This is a genomic window from Nonlabens sp. MB-3u-79, assembly GCF_002831625.1.
Lineage (GTDB): Bacteria > Bacteroidota > Bacteroidia > Flavobacteriales > Flavobacteriaceae > Nonlabens.
Map to the genome: position 1 here is coordinate 833,681 of NZ_CP025116.1, position 18,398 is coordinate 852,078.

Here is an 18,398-nt window from a genome sequence, read left to right on the forward strand (position 1 = left end):
ATTACTCGTCTCTTAGTGCTTCAATAGGTTTGATATTTGCTGCTCGTCTTGCAGGTATAAATCCTGCTATAGCTCCAGATACTACCAGGATTATTACTGTGGTAATCGCAGTGGCAAAGTCAACTGTAGGATTATCAATAAAATCGTTTTGAATATAAGGAGCTGCGATTTCTAACAGACCTACCCCTAAGAACAAACCGATCAACCCTGAGATACTCGTAATAAATATAGATTCTTGTAAAATCATCATAATGATCTCACTAGGCAATGCTCCTAATGCTTTTCTAATTCCTATTTCTTTGGTGCGTTCTTTTACAACAATAAGCATGATATTACCCACCCCTACTACTCCAGCAATAATGGTTCCTAGGCCTATAAACCAAAACACTGCTTTGATGACGTCTATTAAATCAAAAAATGGCTTTGCTTGTTCTAAGGTATCCTCTACCCTTATGGCAACTCTATCATCTGGAGCTACTACAAATCTTGTTCTCAAATCTTGTTCAATAGATTGCGTCATTAGCGCACTTAACTTTGCTGTTTCATTAAAGTTTTTACCCATGTTCACGGTATAAGCGATACGGCTGATGTTTTCACCTTGATTAAAAACTCGCTGTGCTGTTGTAATTGGAATAAATAACCTAGACTCTTCTCTAGTTCCTCCTGGATCTGTGTAGACACCTACTACAGTAAAGTTGATATTGTTATTTACAAGGATGATCTTTCCTACTGGATCGCTATCAGGAAACAAATCTTCTTTCATTTGATAACCTATAAGAGCTACTTTACGAGTTTCTTCTACATCTGATTGACTTATAAAACGACCATGTGAAAGTGTTGCATTTTCTATAAATTGTTGATCTGGAAAAACACCTTCTATACGGTAACTTCCCTGTTTATCTTTATAATTGATCTGCCCACCCCAAGTTCTGTATAGACTTGTTTTATATTCTATCTGATCTTCATATTTGTAATTGAGACTTTCAAAGTCTGCATTTGTCATTTGAAGATTGCGACCAGGATTCAGACCTTTAAATTCTTTAGTCGTGGTACGGGTACTTATTTGAATTCTGTTGGTAGCATCACTGGAGAACTGTTCTCGCACGCCATTTGCTATTCCTGAGGAAACTCCCAAAAGAATAACCAGGATGAAAATCCCAGAGGCGACTGATAAACTTGTTAAAAATGTACGGAGTTTATTCTTGCTTATGGTCTCGAAGATCTCTTGCCAGCGTTCTATATTAAACATATGCTGAAGCTTTTATTTGATCTACCAATGTATCGTCTATGATCCTACCATCTTTAAGATTCACGATACGCTTTGTCATTTGTGCAATGTCTGGCTCGTGAGTAACGACTAGTATAGTCCTGCCCTCTTCATTAATGCCTTGTATAAGCTCCATCACTTCATAAGAAGTCTTCGTATCCAGTGCTCCAGTAGGTTCATCAGCTAGAAGTACCTTTGGATCACTAGCTAATGCTCTTGCGATGGCAACACGCTGTTTCTGTCCTCCAGATAACTGATTAGGTAAATGAGCTGCCCAATCTGCTAGACCTACCTTTTCTAAATAATGCATGGCCTTTTCATCGCGTTCTTTGCGGCCTACCTTCTGATAATAAAGAGGTAGCGCCACATTATCGATAGCTGACTTATAATTGATCAAGTTAAACGATTGAAAAATAAAGCCTAGAAACTTATTGCGGTATTGAGCTGCAATTTTTTCATTCAGATTTTTTATAGGGGTGTTGTCTAGAGTGTAAGAGCCACTATCTGCCTCATCGAGCATTCCTAAAATATTAAGAAAGGTAGATTTTCCAGAACCTGAAGAACCCATGATAGAAACCAATTCTCCTTCTTTTACAGAAAAATCAATACCCTTTAAAACATGCAGGGACGAATTTCCTGTCTTATAAGATTTGTGTAAATCGGTTATTTCAATCATTGCTTATGTTTATAAGACCTGACTCAACAGATCCAATTGACAAGACTGCAAATTTCCACACTTGTTACATTAATTTTTACAAATAAATGTTAATTCATCACTAGTGGTGTTTTTGAAATAAATTACCGGCTTTTGAAAAGGAGCTATTAGCCTTCCACCTTTTGGTTGTTTTTTTGAGTGCTTCTGTAAATTATATAGACAACAGCTCCTACAAGAATGTATGGAAAGGCCATTAAATAGGTGATCCCACTGTTCAGACCTTCAGCTGCTGCGGTGTCTCCAGAGCTTTCTATAACGGCACGACACATAGCACATTGCGCTTTCGCGAAAGCGGGAAAACTAAAAACAATTAATAATACAAGTATCTTTTTCATTATAGAATATTAGTAGTAAGGCTGCATAAAAACATACACTAAAACACCAGTAATTGCTACATATAACCAGATAGGAAAGGTCCATTTCACAATCTTCTTGTGCTTTTCAAATTTTTTATTCCACGCAAAATACATGGTGTATAAAACTAAAGGCAAAATAATACCAGAAAGGAAAATGTGTGTGATTAATATAAAAAGATATAATGCTTTTAACGGGGCATCATCTGGATAAGAAACAGGGTCATTACTGATCTTAGAAATTACGTAACTCACTAGAAATATAGCGCTGAGCACAAAAGCTGTAGTCATCACCCATCTGTGTGCTATGCGGTTTTGTTTTTTAATAAGGATGAAACCGCTTATCAATAAGACCGCTGTCATCCCGTTTATTACCGCATGAAATAAAGGCAATAAGCCAGATTCAATACCTAAAAAATTATACCGCTCTGGCATGAGCATCAATACCACCACAACTAATGGTACTATAATAGAAATGGCTATGATAATCGCCGGCCCTCTTTTTTCTAACATATCTTACTTGTTTAAAAGTGTTTCTGCGTCTTCGATGATTTCCCTAATCTGAGCTGGAATTTCATTCTCTTGAACACCATTATAGTGGTAGATCCAGTTTTCATTTTGATCATCAATTCTCACCTTGCGGGAGCGTATATAACCGTTTCCATCTACAAGGGCAAAATTACCACTGTGCTCAAAACGTATATCCTCATTGTCACTCTCAGCCACATAAGCATTAAAGCCTTCCCGACTTAATTTATAAGTAGCCTCTTTATCTCCAGTAAGAAAATACCAGTTGCTATTAGCATCGTATTTATTTGCATACTCTTTTAATACTGCCGGCTGATCGTGATCTGGGTCTATAGAGATGGAAATGGTTCTAAATTCCTTTTGATCTTTAAGGGCTTCACTGACCTTAGACATATTCATGCTCATAGGAGTACAAATTGTCGGACAAGTAGTAAAAAAGAAATCGATCACATACACCTTGCCGATTAAGTCTTTATTAGTAATCGTATCTCCATTTTGATTCACAAATTGAAAATCAGGCACTTTATTGAATTTCTTCAAAAACTTATCGGCCACAGGAACACGGTCTTCTGAACGATTGCTGTCCACGACTTTATCTTTATTGATATAATGAATAACGTTTGTTACAGCAAAGTATCCAAAGATCATAATGATGACCCCAAGACCTATAAAATACGGAGTGTCCTTTTTCTTACTCATCTTTTTGAATTTTTTCGTCTCTATTTTTTTTAAACGCAAATCTATACTCTGCTAATAGCACTCTCATATCGTCCATCATCCTCTTATTCAGATTTGCTATCAAGTAGGTATCGTAACCGTAAACCATTCCTAGCTCTTCATCATCTGTACGACCCCTTAAATTTAATTGTTTATCTACCACAAATGCATGCTCTGATGAAAGATCACCGTTGAGCGTCAAATTAGACTTAAAAGAGTTGAATAAATTTTTGATTTCCTCATCACTACCTACCAGAAAGTGCCAGTCGGCAAGATCTGTTGTCTCGGCCATTTGAGCTTTGATTTCTTCGATATCTTTTACACCTTCCTCTGGCAGGATACTGATCATTTGATACCCGTCAAATTGATGAAAATCTTTATAGATCTTTTCGTTGATATTAGACACGTAGCCTAAACGTTTATAAGGATTGCTTCCTAGAAATGTAATAATGGAAACACTATCCTTTAATTGAATAGTATTCCCTTCTATGGTTTTAAACGCAGATAGTTGCGACACATTTTCTGTGACTATGGGTAAGGTTTTAAAATGGTGTTCTCCATTTAAAAAAAATAAATAGGTAAGTAGTGGTAGTGCAAAAAGAATAAGCAATACACTTACTATAGCTACTCTACTGGTTTTTTTAATTCCTTCGGCTTTGGGAAAATCTGACATGGTCTGAAGTGATGAATTATTTCAAAATAAGATGTAAAAAAGGACGGAAGAACCGTCCATTTTTATATAATATTATAGTCGTCATTAAAAGTCTGTACTTACAGCAGCGTCTCTATACACTTCGTATATGTACTCCCCTTCTACCAGTAATATGGCTATTAAGTAAATAATAAGGAATACTGCTGTCCATACTACCGCTCTTCTTAAACCACTGGTCTCGTCACGCATGTGCATGAAGTCCCATGTGATGTAATAGGCTTTCACCAATGTTAGGATAATGAATATCCAGTTGAGAATCTTAAGCTTTAAGAAAGTTGAATTAAGTAGATCAGGTTTGATATAACCCAAAGCTACTTCAACAATCGTTATTAAGGAAAGAAAAATAAGGACCCCCCAAATCTTTTGTGTGTTTGACTTGAACTTTACAAGACCTCTAAAGATCTCTAATTTATGTGCTGCGTGTCCGTCAGTATGTGCTGCGTGATCTGCCATGTTAATGTCTTAAAAAATTATACTAGGTAGAAGAATGTAAATACAAATACCCAAACTAAATCTACAAAGTGCCAGTAAAGACCTACTTTCTCTACCATTTCATAACTTCCTCTTCTTTCATATGTTCCTAATAGAACGTTGAAGAAAACCAGTAAGTTAAACATGACCCCTGAGAAAACGTGAAAACCGTGAAAACCTGTAATAAAGAAAAAGAAATCTGCAAAAAGTGGCGCTCCATATTCGTTTTCCGTAAGATTTGCTCCTTCTACAACCCCTACACCGTCTTTATTCAACTTTACTAAAGCATCGGCTCTAGAAAGAACAAGCTTTTCACTTGCACCAGTTTCTTCGTTTAGGATCAGCTGTTGCGTTCTAATGGTTACATTGGGATTTGCGTCAAAGCCCTTCTTAACTTCTTCAAAAGTATAGGTTGCATTGTATTCACCAGAAGATTCAAACCAGACTCCTTGACTGTTACCGTAAGGTGCAACATCTCTAGGACCTACTTCTGCAAAGTCTTCAAGAGCTACTCGTTTACCGGTTTCTACATCTAGAAACTGAAGGATTTTTCCACCTTTAGTTGTTACCGCACCATATTCACCAGCAATAAAGTTTTTCCATTCCCAAGCTTGTGAGCCTACGAATATCATACCACCAATAACGGTAAGCAACATATAAAAAGCCACCTTTTTTTGCTTCATCTGGTGCCCTGCATCTACGGCAAGTACCATAGTAACAGAAGAACCTATAAGTATAAAGGTCATCAGCGCTACGTAGAACATAGGTGCGTCAGTCCCGTGAAGAAATGGGAAGTGATTGAACACCTCATCTGCTAGAGGCCATTCTTCAATAAATTTAAATCTCGAAAAACCGTAAGCTGCAAGAAAACCTGTGAAGGTAAGAGCATCCGAAAGGATGAAAAACCACATCATCATTTTTCCATAACTGACATTGAGTGGCTTCGTGCCACCACCCCATTTTTGTCCTTCGGTACCAGTAGATGCTACTGTTGAATCCATAACTTTAGATTAGTTGTAAGTTCTTGCAAAAATAGGTTAAAAAATATCTTTAGCAAAAACTAAAAACAGAAGAAGAAAAATCCATAACACATCTACAAAGTGCCAGAAAGTAGCTCCCAACTCAAAGCCTAACATATTATCCTTAGAATATTTTTTAGTCACTGCCTTAAAAGCAATGACTGTCAGCGAGATAAGTCCAGCTACGATATGCGCCAAGTGGGCCATTACCATTATATAAATAAAAGAACCTGCTACACTGCTTCCTTTTCCAGTAAAGAAAATACCCGCATCAGTTAAAGAACCGAAAGCCATAAATTGCATCACGACAAAGGTAGTTCCCAATAAAAAAGTTATAAAAGTCAATAAAGAAGCTCCTGAAAGGTTATTGTTTTTTAAACTTTTCTTTGCGAGGAATAAAGTCAGCGAACTCAACAAAATGACTCCCGTGCTGTAATAAAACTCTATAGGGAGGTTTACTTCTACCCAGTCTCTTCGGCTGCTACTGATAATGTAAGCACTTGTTAAACCTGCAAACATCATTATTAAACTCATGATTCCAAACCACATCATCTGTTTTTTAGATCTTGCGATTTTTTCCTTTATAGGTAATTGCGTTATATCTATCATTGTTATCTTAAAAATTTATCTACTACATATATGATTTGGATAAGAGTGATGTAACTCACACTAACCAACATTAATTTTTTAGCCACGGCGTTGCTGCGTTCTTTAAATAGCTTTACTGCATAATAAAGAAACCAAGCACCAAGTAAGCCTACTAATACAGCACTCCAAACGGTGATATACAATTCTCCTGTTACACCAAAAACCGGTACTAAAGAAATCATGATGGTCAAGATCGTATACAATATAATTTGCACGGCCGTTCCTTTATCTGCCGAGCCAGTAGGAAGCATTTTAAACCCTCCTGCTTTGTAGTCGTCCTCTAGCATCCATCCTATCGCCCAGAAGTGAGGAAATTGCCAGAAAAACTGCAGCATAAATAAGGTTCCTGGTTCAATACCAAAGTTACCGCTAGCAGCTACCCAACCTAACATATAAGGAATCGCTCCTGGAAAAGCTCCTACAAAAACACACAAAGGCGTTCGGGTCTTTAAAGGCGTATAAACTGCCGCGTAAAGCAAAATACTCAATGCGCCAAAAAATGCTGTTGCAAAATTGATCAGATACAACATGTAAATACCGCTCAATGCCATGAGCACTCCATAAATCCAAGCATTTTGCACAGATACTCTTCCTGTAGGTAGTGGTCTGTTTTGAGTACGCTTCATCAACGCATCCAGGTCCTTTTCAATGATCTGGTTAAAAACGTTAGAAGAACCTACGAGAAAATAACCTCCTACACAAAGCAATAAAACAGTCCACCAGTCATAAGTCGTGGCGCCTAAAAAGTAACCCGCAGCAGATGAAAAAACAACAACAATAGACAACCTTGGTTTGGTGATCTCGATGTAGTTTTTAAATACACTGGGTGATTTTTCTAATGTAGTTACTTCAGTCAAAAAGCTGTTTTTAAGGGAGTGCAAAGATACCTCACAAGTACTTTGTTGCAAAGGTTTTAAAAAGCTTTCGCACCTATGGTTTATTTATAGTTTTGTTAATACAGATAAATCTTTTGCTGGAGTCAATAAAGCACTGGGTAAAGATGCAAAAGCAAAGCCCAAAACAAAAAAAAGAGAGCTCATAAAGCTCTCTTTAATTTTATTAAAATCCTCAATGACTTATCCCACCACAAAATTTACAATCTTACCCGGTACGATAATCGTTTTGCGTATTTGTTTTCCTTCTAATTGCTCTTGCACTTTCTCATTAGCAAGTACCATTTTCTCCAACTCGTCTTTAGAAATAGCTACTGGTAAATCAAGGGTAAACTTCATCTTCCCGTTAAAGGAGATCGGATAGGTCTTGCTACTCTCTACCAAATACTTTTCATCAAAAATCGGGAAAGGCGCTTCACTAATAGACTCTTTATGACCCAATAAAGACCATAATTCCTCTGCGATATGCGGTGCATATGGCGATACTAGAATCGCAAGCGGTTCTAAGACCTCACGGCTATTGCATTTTTGAGCGGTCAATTCGTTCACAGCAATCATAAAACTACTCACACTGGTGTTAAAAGAAAAGTTCTCAATATCTTCTTGAGTTTTCTTAATGGCTTTGTGCAAGATCTTCATACTGTCTGGAGAAGCTTTCTCGTCGCTTACTGAGAATCCAGCATCGTTATGGTACAACTTCCAGAGTTTTTTTATAAAACCGTATACTCCAGTGATTCCTGCCGTATTCCATGGCTTGGCTTGTTCTAGTGGTCCTAAAAACATCTCGTACAACCTCAAGGTATCTGCGCCATATTGCTCACAAATATCATCTGGACTCACCACATTGTACTTGGACTTGGACATTTTTTCTACTTCGCGAAGTACAGCAATTCTATCATTTGGCACAATTTCATTTCCATCATAATAATCAGCTCCCTGAATCCATTGGTATCGCTCATCTGATGGAATATTCTTGACATTTACAGTGTTATCTAGGCCAACGTAATTGACATCTAAATGAGATGATTTGTATTTTTTATAGATTAAATCAAATTGATCTGTGATACCATTAAGCTCTTTAAAAAGATCAGTCACCTCGATTATATGTAACTTTAAATTTGAATGAAGACTAGAAACAGCTGCTTTTTCATCTAATTCTTTTGCAAATGATGTGTCTATTATTATTTGACAGTTCAGCTGATGAAAATCACCTTCTCCGTCTTCATAACCAATTTCTAAATAATTTAAAAAAGCGCTCTCACCAAGTATCATACCTTGATTGATCATCTTTTTAAAGGGTTCTTTTACGGTGACCTTTCCTAGATCGTGTAATAACTTTATCCAAAACCTGCTATACAACAAGTGTCCGGTCGCATGCTCGCTTCCTCCTATATAGAGGTCTACATTTTCCCAGTATTCTTGTGCCTCACTAGAGAACATCTCCTTCTCATTATGAGCATCCATATATCTGAACATGTACCAAGAACTTCCTGCCCAACCTGGCATGGTGTTGAGTTCTAGTGGGTACATATGTTGATCCCATCCTAAATCCTTCCTTGAGGGAAGGACTTCATCTTCATTTTTAAAGAACTCTGGTCGTTGTTTTATTAATTCTGAGATTTTTAAAAGAACAGCTTTCGTGTCATTTATTACCTCTTCATTTGTAAATCTGATGACTTTATATCCTAATTTTTGCTCTAATTTTAAAGTTCGTTGGTCATCTTTATCAACTTGAAATTCGTGATACTTACCCTCTAATTCAACAATCAACTTACGTGAAAGACATACAAAATCTGGAATAAATTCATCAATAGGATGCTGTTCTCTAAATTTAAAACCTGTCTTTTTACCTTTTAACTCTTTCCATAGCACAGCTTCTGCTTCGGTTGGATTATTACGCATTTCTTGTGCAAGCTGTAATAAAGTGGATGCAATTTCTGGTTTTGCCGTAAAATAACCTGGAGTTGAATTGCTCTCCCTTCTTAAATTCTTCTCTGCGGGAAGGACTTTGCTTTTCCCGTCAGAAACACTTGTTTTTTCTGAAATTCCCTTCCCTTCGGGAAGGGTTAGGGATGGGTTGGCCACCACACAATTATTCTTTTCATCCCAATGCCAGTGTGTCGCACGACCCAAAGGCGGCGCACCATCTTCTGTTGGCAAATATTCGTCCACTTCTGGCAACTCTAAAGGCAAATGCTTGCGGTCTATCATTTGTGGCAAGCCGTCTTTATAGTATACCGGGAAAGGCTCGCCCCAGTAACGCTGTCTAGAAAATACCGCATCACGCAATCGGTAATTTGTTTTCCCTTTTCCAGCTCCTATTTCTTCAAGTTTTTCAATCGCCGCAGCCATCGCTCCAGACTTATAACTCATTCCGTTTAAGAAATCACTATTACAAATAGGTGTTTTATCTTTAGGGGTATAGGCTTCTTTAGAGATATCAATACCGTCAAATATATTTTTGATCGCAGGCATTCCTTGTTGACCTGCAAAAAAGTTAGCAAACGCATGATCACGCTCATCGCCACATGGCACCGCCATTACGGCTCCTGTTCCATAACCTGCCAGCACGTAATCTCCTATCCAAACGGGCACTGACTCCCCACTTAATGGGTGGGTAGCATAAGCCCCAGTAAATACCCCGCTTATGGTCTTCACATCAGCCATACGTTCTCTTTCTGAACGTGCCGCGGTTGCTTTTTTATAGGTTTCTATCGCCTCTTTTTGCTCAGGAGTCGTAATAATATCTACAAGCTCATGCTCTGGTGCAAGTGTCATAAAGGTTACTCCATATATCGTATCTGGCCGAGTGGTAAACACATCAATTTTTGCCCCATTGCCTGCGGCATTTCCCCAAAGGGAAAAGTTTTCATTATGCTTAGATTCTAATGGAAACGATACCATCGCCCCAACAGATTTCCCTATCCAGTTTCTCTGTATTTCTTTAATAGATTCTGACCAGTCCAATCCTTCTAAATCGTTCAATAAACGTTCTGCAAAGGCACTGATGCGCATCATCCACTGGCGCATTTTTTTGCGCACCACAGGATGCCCACCACGTTCAGAAACACCATTGACAATCTCGTCATTTGCGAGCACGGTTCCCAGTGCTGGACACCAGTTGACTTCTGTATTGGCAAGAAAAGTCAATCGATAATCTAGTAATACTTCTTGTTGTTCTTGGTCTGTAAACGCGTTCCACTCTGCAGCTGTGAAGTCTCTTAAATCCTCGTCTGTGGCAGCGTTGATGTTGTTGGTTCCGCTTTCGCGAAAGCGAGATTCCAACTCACTTATCAAAATAGCTTTGTCAGCGTCTTTATCGTACCAGCTGTCAAAAAGTAGGATAAAAATCTCTTGAGTATATTTATAATAATCTGGTGAAGAGGTCCTTACTTCTCGATCCCAGTCAAAGCTAAAACCAATGCGATCCATCTGCTTGCGGTACCCTGCAATCTTATTTCCAGATTTATCTGTTCCACCTTCTATATTTGTTTTAGTAGTTTCGGCAGGATGCTGACCGGTCTGAATCGCATATTGCTCTGCTGGCAATCCAAAACTATCGTACCCCATAGGATGCAATACATTAAAACCCGTATGACGCTTGTAGCGGGAAACGATATCACTAGCGATATAACCTAACGGATGACCTACATGTAAGCCCGCACCACTAGGGTACGGAAACATATCAAGTGCGTAAAATTTAGGCTTATCTGAATTATTTACCGCTTTAAATGTCTTATGAGTCGCCCAATGCATTTGCCATTTTGCTTCTATTGCTTTGTGATCGTAGAGTAACATAGTTTCTTCTTCTAAGGCGCAAAAATACTAAAGCGCAGGCTATTTGTGGTTGTTAATATGCCCGGAGTACTGGAAAAGGCTTTTGGAAAGCTCCTTATATAAGCTACCTGTCTATTATTCATGAGTGGATCACGGCTCAGCCGAAAGTGAGAAAGCTAGATGGGGTGTTGGAATAGGCCTACTATATAGGCCTTTCTCACTCCTTTTTAAACTAAAAACAGACTAAAAAGCATAGTGATACGTTTGTGAATTAAAATATATGTCTGGAACTCGTTCTAGGTCTGTTACTTTGTTATTTTTGTAAATCGATTCACGTAGTTGTAAAATTTATGCCTTCACCGTCCAGTTATCAAAAACGTCGTTTGTTCAGCTCCTATTTTTGGGTAGTGATCAGTTTATTTTTAGTTCTTTTTATGTTGGGACTCCAAGGCTTTTTCTTGCTCAACAGTCAGAAACTAGCCGATTACTTCCGCGAGCAGGTGCCCATGTCTATCTATTTTAAAGACACCGCTAAGGATGTAGAAATGCGCCAGCTAGAGAAAACGCTACAAATGGCAGATTATACTAAAAACGCTGTTTTTGTGAGTAGTGAAGAAGGTGCGCAACGCACTAAAGAAGATCTAGGAGAAGATTTTGTAGCTCAACTAGATGGATTTAATCCGATTCCTAATTCCATAGACGTGCGATTGAACGCAAAATTTGTTACCGCAACAGAAATACAGCAAATCGCAGATGATCTAGCAGCAAAGAATTATGTTCAAGAAGTGAGTTATGATAAGCCATTGGTTTCTTTACTCAACGAAAACGTAAAACGCATCTCTTTCTGGATGCTGATTGTTTCTGGACTTTTTATTCTTATCGCTTTTTTACTCATCAACAGCTCCATAAGGTTGAGCGTATATGCCAAACGATTTACTATAAAAACCATGCAAATGGTAGGTGCTACCAAAGGTTTTATACGCAAACCTTTTATCCTAACTAGCATTAAGCTGGGGCTAGTTGCAGCACTACTCGCCTTAGGATTGCTAGCCGTAGTTGTTTATTATGCCGACGGTTTTGTGCCAGAATTAGAGATACTCAAGAACTATCAAATGCTTGCGATATTATTTGTCGGCGTTTTAGTTTTCGGAATTTTAATAAGTTTGATCAGTACCTTTTTTGCAACTACACGTTATTTAAATCTGAGAACAGATCAGTTGTATTACTAGTGAACTCGAACTCGAATTTGAATTTGAACTCGAATTTGAACTCGAATTTGAATTTGAAAAATGAATGTATTTTGCTTTAGCAACTTACGGGGTTAGTTAACGGAAATAGAAATGAAACCGTTTCCCAAAGCTGAAAGAGTGAGGTTTCTTGAGAAATTGAACTTGAACTCGAACTTGAAAACTGGAAAGAAATCTGTTTCGTCACGTTTAATATTGCAAAAGTATAGGCCTGCCGGAGCTTATCAAAGAAGGCATACTAGATAATATAACCGGTTTACTCATGATGTAAATCGATCTGAAAAAGATAATAAACGATTCCGCAACAGGTGCGGAATGACAATAAAAAAAGAAAACCCCTTCCCTTGAGGGAAGGCTGGGATGGGTGTTTCACTCCTATAAAGTATTAAAAATGAAAAAAAGAACTAATCAAGAATCAAAATCTAAAGCTGCTCGCAACGAAGAGCAATCTCTAGTAGAAGACAATGTCCAACCTAGTTTTGAATTTATTTTTAAAAAGAAAAACTATGTGTGGATGATTATTGGTTTGGTGGTCATCGCATCAGGTTTTGCACTTATGGCCGGCGGCGGCACAGAAGATCCTGCTGTTTTTAACGAAGACATTTTTTCATGGAGACGTATAAGACTTGCTCCTATGCTTGTTTTGGCAGGCTTTGGGATTGAGATGTATGCGATTCTATTAAACCCAGACAAGAAGTAAATGGAAACTTTTGACGCATTTGTATTAGGAGTTATTCAAGGACTAACGGAGTTTTTACCCGTTTCTTCCAGTGGACATATTGAGTTAGGAAAAGCAGTGCTAGGAACTGATATCGCTAATAAAGAGGAAAATTTGCTCTTTACAGTTGTCGTTCATTTTGCTACTGCATTGAGTACAATTATCGTTTTTAGAAAAGACATTGTAGAACTATTTAAAGGTCTTTTATCCTTTAAATGGAACGAAGAAACTCAGTTTACTTTTAAAATTGTCTTGTCCATGATTCCTGCGGTTATTATAGGATTGCTTTTTGAAAAGGAATTGGAAAAACTATTTGAAGGTCAGATTCTTCTGGTAGGTTTTATGTTGATCATTACAGGTTTGTTGTTGTTTCTAGCTGGTAGAGCCAAAAGAACTGAAAAAGGTGTCAGCTGGACGGATGCGCTCATCATAGGAGTGTCTCAAGCCATTGCCATATTACCAGGAATATCTAGAAGTGGTGCTACTATTTCTACCTCTGTTCTTTTAGGAAATGACAGAGCAAAAGCAGCTCGCTTCTCTTTTTTAATGGTCGTTCCACTCATTTTTGGAAAAATTGCAAAGGACCTTTTAGAAATTATTAAAGGAGATTCGGTGATCGAGTCTGTTTCTACTACACCATTGATTGTAGGATTTTTTGCTGCTTTTATTGTTGGCTTATTGGCTTGTACTTGGATGATATCGCTGGTGCGCAAAGCAAAGCTTCATTATTTTTCTTACTACTGTTTTGCAGTAGGAGTTGTCGCGATAGTTGCTGGAGTAGTGAATTCTTAGAATCTGCACCCTTATCTTTACAAGTAAGACTGCTGATTTTCTTGTTACCTTTAATTATTAAAACAATTGGTATGCAAAAATCACTTTTACTTCTGGCTTTATTTATAAGTTCTATTTCTATGGCTCAACAGGTCACTTTTAAAGGTGCCTTCTTGGAGAAATGGAACAATTCCCGTGATTACCTCATCGCTGTAGCTGAAGCTATGCCAGAAGAACATTACGACTATAAACCTACGAAGAGGCAAAGATCTTTTAAAGAACAATTGCTTCATATTCAAGGGAACATCAACTGGCTCGATCAATCCTATTTCTCTAAATCTGAAGATACTGGAGATCAACAGGATGACCCTGGACTGAATAAAGCAAAAATCATAGCCTTACTACACAACACTTTTGATACTGTTTACAGGGATATTGAGAACTCCTCAGCAACAGAATTAAAGGAAAGCGTCCGATTCTTTGCTGGTCCTAAATCAAAATTACAGATCATGAATTTACTACAAGATCATGTGACACATCATAGAGGTCAATTACTCGTTTATCTCAACCTTAAAGATGTTACTCCTCCTAGTTATAGTGGTTGGTGATGTTCACTTTTATCAAATAAAAAAACGGCTTCTATTTCTAGAAGCCGTTTTTGTTATTCTATAATTAATAAATGCTAGCCCGCTTTCGCGAAAGCGGAACACCTATCTATTCCTGTTGATTATTCGAAGTCTGCGTCTTTAACCGTGTTCACTTCTACTTTTTGAACTTTAAATGCCAAGTCTCTACCCATCATTTGTTGGGTGATGGTCATCGGGAATTTTACACCGCTGGTTTCTTCGTAGTCGCTGTACTTAATCATCGTACTTACTTCCTGACCTTGTGCTTTCACCTTAGACTCTTGACCTACCATAAGTCCTGTTTTTACATCGTAAAAAGTCTTCTTGCTGTCTGACCACTTGATGACATAGACTTGGTTATCACCCATCATCTCAGCACCAGCTAAAGTTGCTTTTTCTGGAGTATAGAGTTCAGGGAAAAACATAGCTTCTTCAACTGCTGGCTGTGCATCTTCTCCAGTAAGCTCCTGACTGCCGCCCATACCACTTACCATTGCTTTACCGTCTGCATAGGTTTGCTTTGCAACCGTGTTACCTCCCATTTTGATGGTTTGGTTCCACTTGTTTCCTTTGGCGCGTTTTACATCGAGAATTAACTCTCCCATAGGTGCCGTATAAACAGCAAAATAAGAAGTAGAGTTTAAAGCTACTACAGCGTCTTTACCTCCTAATGCTTTGATGTAGTCGTCCAGCACCGTTTGTGCCGTTAAGCCAGCCGGAATCTTAATTGTAGATGGACGTTCTGTCTCATTTGCATTCTTATCGTAAAATTTAATAGGTACTGTTTTACCGTTCAAAGTCATTTTTTCTAATGGCTCAAGGATATCCCCTGCTTTTCCTACTAATACAATACGTAAGTTGTCTGGGCTTAAATACTTATTTGCCACACGCTTTACATCTTCCTTAGTTACTTTATCAATGTTTGCAATAAAGTTTTTGTAGAAGTCTTTATCCAACTCATTCTTTTCAATAGTAATAGCGCGACTGGCAACAACTGCTTTATCTTCAGATTGCATGATAAAGTTACCTAGGTATTTTGCCTTTGCTGTAGCAAGCATTTCATCTTCTACATATTCATCTCTAATTCTATTCAATTCTTTAAAGGTTTCCACAACCGCACTGTCTGTTACTTCATTACGCACTTTTGCACTTGCTGAGAAGGTTCCTTTATAGTTTCTACCTGTTCCTATATTAGAACGCGCTCCATAGGTATATCCATTTTCTTCACGCAAATTCATGTTTAAGTAAGAACCGAAAGAACCACCGAACACATAGTTAGCTATAAGAACAGCATAATAATCTGGGTCGCTCATTTTTAATTCAGAAAGGCTCAATACAGCAAGCTCCGTTTGTACCGCATTAGGCACATCAATCAAGTTGATTTGAGTTTCGCTTACATCAGATAGCTCAGGAAGAACAGGCTCTGGAGCAATTCCTTTTTCCCAATCACCAAAGTATTTCTTTACTAGTTTTTTTGCTTCCTTCTTCTCGATATCCCCTGTAATCACTAAGTAACCCTTAGATGGCTTAAAGTAATCTGCATAAAACTTCTTAACGTCTTCTAAAGTTACACTGTTGAGGGTTTCTTCTGTAGAAAACTCTCCAGCTGGATGATCTTTACCGTAGACCAAAGCACCACGAACTTTACCAGCAATGGCAGCTGCACTGTTCTCCCCTGCTTTCAACCCTTCGATAGCTTGAGACTTTTCAAAATCCAATTCTTTTTGAGTAAAATTAGGTTTGAAAGCTGCCTCAGCAAAAAGGTCAAAAATTTCATTTGTGTATTTTGAAAGACCGCCAGCAAAACCGCCACCTACTCCTACAAAAATATTAGCTCCTAAAAAGTCTACTTTTTCATTGAATTCTTCTTTAGAAGTTTCTGTAGAACCTTTTCCGATTAAAGAACCAGTTAAAGACTGTACACCAGCTTTATCTCCTTCAAAAATAGGAGGGTTGTTCAAGTCTAGGTTCATGCTTATGGTAGGTAACTTTTTATCAGTCACTACAAGAACTTGAAGGCCGTTCTTTAATTCAAACGTGTATGGTTTACCTAAGTTGATCTCTGGAGTAGGACCTGAATTAGGTATTACCGATCTATCTATTTGTGCAATGGCAGTAATTCCCGTAAGGAACAGTACCATTAAAAATATAAGTTGCTTTTTCATTTTGATAATTATTTTTTGGTGATGGTAAATTCGGTTCTTCTAGATTGCTCAAATTCCTCGTCTGTGCATTTTTTACTTTCACAATCTATCACTGGATTTTCTTCTCCACGACCCACGGCTTTAACTCTGTTAGCAGCGATTCCCTTTTCAAGCAGGTAACCTCTTACAGCATCAGCACGTTTCTGAGATAAAGTTTTGTTGTAAGAGTCACTTCCTCTGATGTCTGTATAGGTTTCTGCAAGAATTTCCATAGACTCATTTTTATTCATCATGTTTACAATGCGATCTAACTCTTTACCAGCGCTATCAGTAATGACTGCTTTGTCATTGTCAAAGTAGATGGTATTGATTTGTAGTTTGTTGTCAACCACTTTTACATCTTCCACAACTTCCTTCATTTCTTCTTCTGTAGGAGCCGTTCCTGCGAGGTAATCTAACTCTAATCTTTGGTTAGGCATCAAATATTGATTTGCTACTCTTTTGATATCCTCACGAGTAATACTTCTGTATACATCCAGCTCTTTATTGATCATACTTGTATCTCCCATCAACATATTGTAACGTGCTAATGAAGCTGCAATTCCTTCTACACGCGAATTTGAACTCACGTACTGAGCTTCAAACTGATTTTGAAGTTTTTGATACTCTCTTTCAGAAATGAGTTCTGTTTGAAGTTTTACAATCTCTTCATCCATAACCTCAGCTAGTTTGCTCAGCTCTACGTCGCCTTTAGCAAGAGCTCCCATGGTATAAGTCCCGTAATCTTGGTTAGACTGACCAAAGGCCAATACCTGAAGTGCTATTTGCTCTTCATCTACCATTCTTTTTTGCATTCTAGAACTTGCTCCTCCTGTAAGAACCGCAGAAATATAATCGATAACATAAGCATCTCTTTCTACTGACTTAGGAGTAACATAAGAAAATATTTTAACAGGAATCTGAATATTAGCATCGTATTCTGTAGCATAACGAGTAGAAGTAATAGGTTCTTCCACGATTACTGTACGCGTATTTCTAGATGCTTTATTCTCAATAGGACCAAAATAATCTTCGATCATTTTTTTGGTTTTGTTAATGTCTATATCCCCAGCAACTACTAGAGTAGCATTGTTAGGGTTGTAGTATTTGTCATTGAAGGATTGAAATTCTGCCAGCTCGGCAGCATTTAAATCTTCCATAGAACCTATGACGCTCTGGCCGTAAGGGTGTTTTTTAAACAAATGCTTATCTATACCCGTTCTGTAAAGTATAGCTCCATAAGGTGCATTATCAATACGCTGGCGTTTTTCTTCTTTTACTACTTCGCTTTGAGTATCCACACCTATTTGTTCTATCTTAGGGTGCAGCATACGTTCACTTTCCATCCACAATCCTATTTCTAAATTGTTAGAAGGAAAAGTTTCATAATAATAGGTACGGTCCTGAGTGGTGTTTGCATTATTACTTCCACCATTTGCAGATACAATATCAAACCATTTACCTCTTTCTATATTCTCTGTACCTTCAAAAAGAAGGTGCTCAAAAAAGTGAGCAAAACCAGTTCTCCCTGGCTCCTCATCCTTTGCACCTACTTGGTACATAACACCAGTAGTAACAACTGGCGCACCATTCTCTTGATGTAAAATAACGTGAAGCCCATTATCTAGATCATACTCGGTATATTTTACCTCTTGAGCAAAACCTGCTGCCGTTGCAAAGGCAACCGAAAGACTTAAAATAATTTTTTTCATTTGATAGTTTTTATATTTACTTACAAGATTAGTGTCTTACC

At 37.9% G+C, this 18,398-nt stretch carries 17 protein-coding genes; 4 read left to right on the forward strand and 13 right to left on the reverse strand.

The window, feature by feature from the left end; genetic code table 11:
* Position 1 precedes the first annotated feature (1 nt).
* The 11 genes from CW736_RS03725 to CW736_RS14255 form a co-directional block, all read right to left on the reverse strand.
* Complete coding sequence (locus CW736_RS03725; RefSeq protein WP_101012629.1) at positions 2 to 1,249, reverse strand: ABC transporter permease; 1,248 nt, start codon at positions 1,247 to 1,249, stop codon at positions 2 to 4.
* Complete coding sequence (locus CW736_RS03730; protein ID WP_101012630.1) at positions 1,242 to 1,943, reverse strand: ABC transporter ATP-binding protein; 702 nt, start codon at positions 1,941 to 1,943, stop codon at positions 1,242 to 1,244. The genes CW736_RS03725 and CW736_RS03730 overlap by 8 nt, the downstream gene beginning before the upstream one ends.
* A gap of 146 nt (positions 1,944 to 2,089) precedes the next feature.
* Positions 2,090 to 2,317 carry a hypothetical protein gene (locus CW736_RS03735; protein ID WP_101012631.1) on the reverse strand — a complete coding sequence of 76 codons (228 nt, stop codon included), beginning with the start codon at positions 2,315 to 2,317 and terminating at the stop codon, positions 2,090 to 2,092.
* Positions 2,318 to 2,326: 9 nt separating this feature from the next.
* Positions 2,327 to 2,848, reverse strand: coding sequence for a DUF420 domain-containing protein (locus CW736_RS03740; RefSeq protein ID WP_101012632.1), 522 nt, complete (start codon positions 2,846 to 2,848; stop codon positions 2,327 to 2,329).
* Between the two features lie 3 nt (positions 2,849 to 2,851).
* Positions 2,852 to 3,562 carry an SCO family protein gene (locus tag CW736_RS03745; RefSeq protein WP_101015020.1) on the reverse strand — a complete coding sequence of 237 codons (711 nt, stop codon included), beginning with the start codon at positions 3,560 to 3,562 and terminating at the stop codon, positions 2,852 to 2,854.
* Complete coding sequence (locus tag CW736_RS03750) at positions 3,555 to 4,253, reverse strand: membrane or secreted protein (RefSeq protein ID WP_101012633.1); 699 nt, start codon at positions 4,251 to 4,253, stop codon at positions 3,555 to 3,557. Before CW736_RS03750 ends, CW736_RS03745 begins: the two co-directional genes overlap by 8 nt.
* 84 nt (positions 4,254 to 4,337) lie before the next feature.
* The gene (locus CW736_RS03755; protein WP_101012634.1) at positions 4,338 to 4,745 is read right to left on the reverse strand and encodes a cytochrome C oxidase subunit IV family protein; all 408 of its coding nucleotides are present in this window, start codon (positions 4,743 to 4,745) and stop codon (positions 4,338 to 4,340) included.
* Between the two features lie 17 nt (positions 4,746 to 4,762).
* Positions 4,763 to 5,764 carry a cytochrome c oxidase subunit 3 gene (locus tag CW736_RS03760; RefSeq protein ID WP_101012635.1) on the reverse strand — a complete coding sequence of 334 codons (1,002 nt, stop codon included), beginning with the start codon at positions 5,762 to 5,764 and terminating at the stop codon, positions 4,763 to 4,765.
* Between the two features lie 36 nt (positions 5,765 to 5,800).
* The gene (locus CW736_RS03765) at positions 5,801 to 6,391 is read right to left on the reverse strand and encodes a heme-copper oxidase subunit III (RefSeq protein ID WP_232735413.1); all 591 of its coding nucleotides are present in this window, start codon (positions 6,389 to 6,391) and stop codon (positions 5,801 to 5,803) included.
* Positions 6,392 to 6,393: 2 nt separating this feature from the next.
* Complete coding sequence (gene cyoE / locus CW736_RS03770) at positions 6,394 to 7,287, reverse strand: heme o synthase (RefSeq protein WP_101012636.1); 894 nt, start codon at positions 7,285 to 7,287, stop codon at positions 6,394 to 6,396.
* A 219-nt stretch (positions 7,288 to 7,506) separates the two neighbouring features.
* Positions 7,507 to 11,121, reverse strand: coding sequence for a leucine--tRNA ligase (locus tag CW736_RS14255; protein ID WP_232735414.1), 3,615 nt, complete (start codon positions 11,119 to 11,121; stop codon positions 7,507 to 7,509).
* Between the two features lie 329 nt (positions 11,122 to 11,450).
* On the opposite strand from CW736_RS14255, the gene CW736_RS03795 reads away from it, so the two are divergent.
* The 4 genes from CW736_RS03795 (at position 11,451) to CW736_RS03810 (ending at position 14,444) form a co-directional block, all read left to right on the forward strand.
* Entirely contained in the window at positions 11,451 to 12,329 is an 879-nt protein-coding gene (locus CW736_RS03795) for a cell division protein FtsX (protein WP_101012637.1), read from the forward strand.
* 409 nt (positions 12,330 to 12,738) lie between these two features.
* Positions 12,739 to 13,047: a DUF3098 domain-containing protein gene (locus CW736_RS03800; protein ID WP_101012638.1), complete on the forward strand. Its 309-nt coding sequence runs from the start codon at positions 12,739 to 12,741 to the stop codon at positions 13,045 to 13,047.
* On the forward strand, positions 13,048 to 13,857 hold the full coding sequence (locus tag CW736_RS03805) for an undecaprenyl-diphosphate phosphatase (protein WP_101012639.1): 810 nt from the start codon (positions 13,048 to 13,050) through the stop codon (positions 13,855 to 13,857).
* A 71-nt stretch (positions 13,858 to 13,928) separates the two neighbouring features.
* Entirely contained in the window at positions 13,929 to 14,444 is a 516-nt protein-coding gene (locus CW736_RS03810; RefSeq protein ID WP_101015022.1) for a DinB family protein, read from the forward strand.
* A gap of 119 nt (positions 14,445 to 14,563) precedes the next feature.
* On the opposite strand, the gene CW736_RS03815 is transcribed toward CW736_RS03810, so the two are convergent.
* Both CW736_RS03815 and CW736_RS03820 read right to left on the reverse strand, forming a co-directional pair.
* The gene (locus CW736_RS03815) at positions 14,564 to 16,627 is read right to left on the reverse strand and encodes a M16 family metallopeptidase (RefSeq protein WP_101012640.1); all 2,064 of its coding nucleotides are present in this window, start codon (positions 16,625 to 16,627) and stop codon (positions 14,564 to 14,566) included.
* Positions 16,628 to 16,635: 8 nt separating this feature from the next.
* Entirely contained in the window at positions 16,636 to 18,357 is a 1,722-nt protein-coding gene (locus CW736_RS03820) for an insulinase family protein (RefSeq protein ID WP_101012641.1), read from the reverse strand.
* Positions 18,358 to 18,398: the final 41 nt, after the last annotated feature.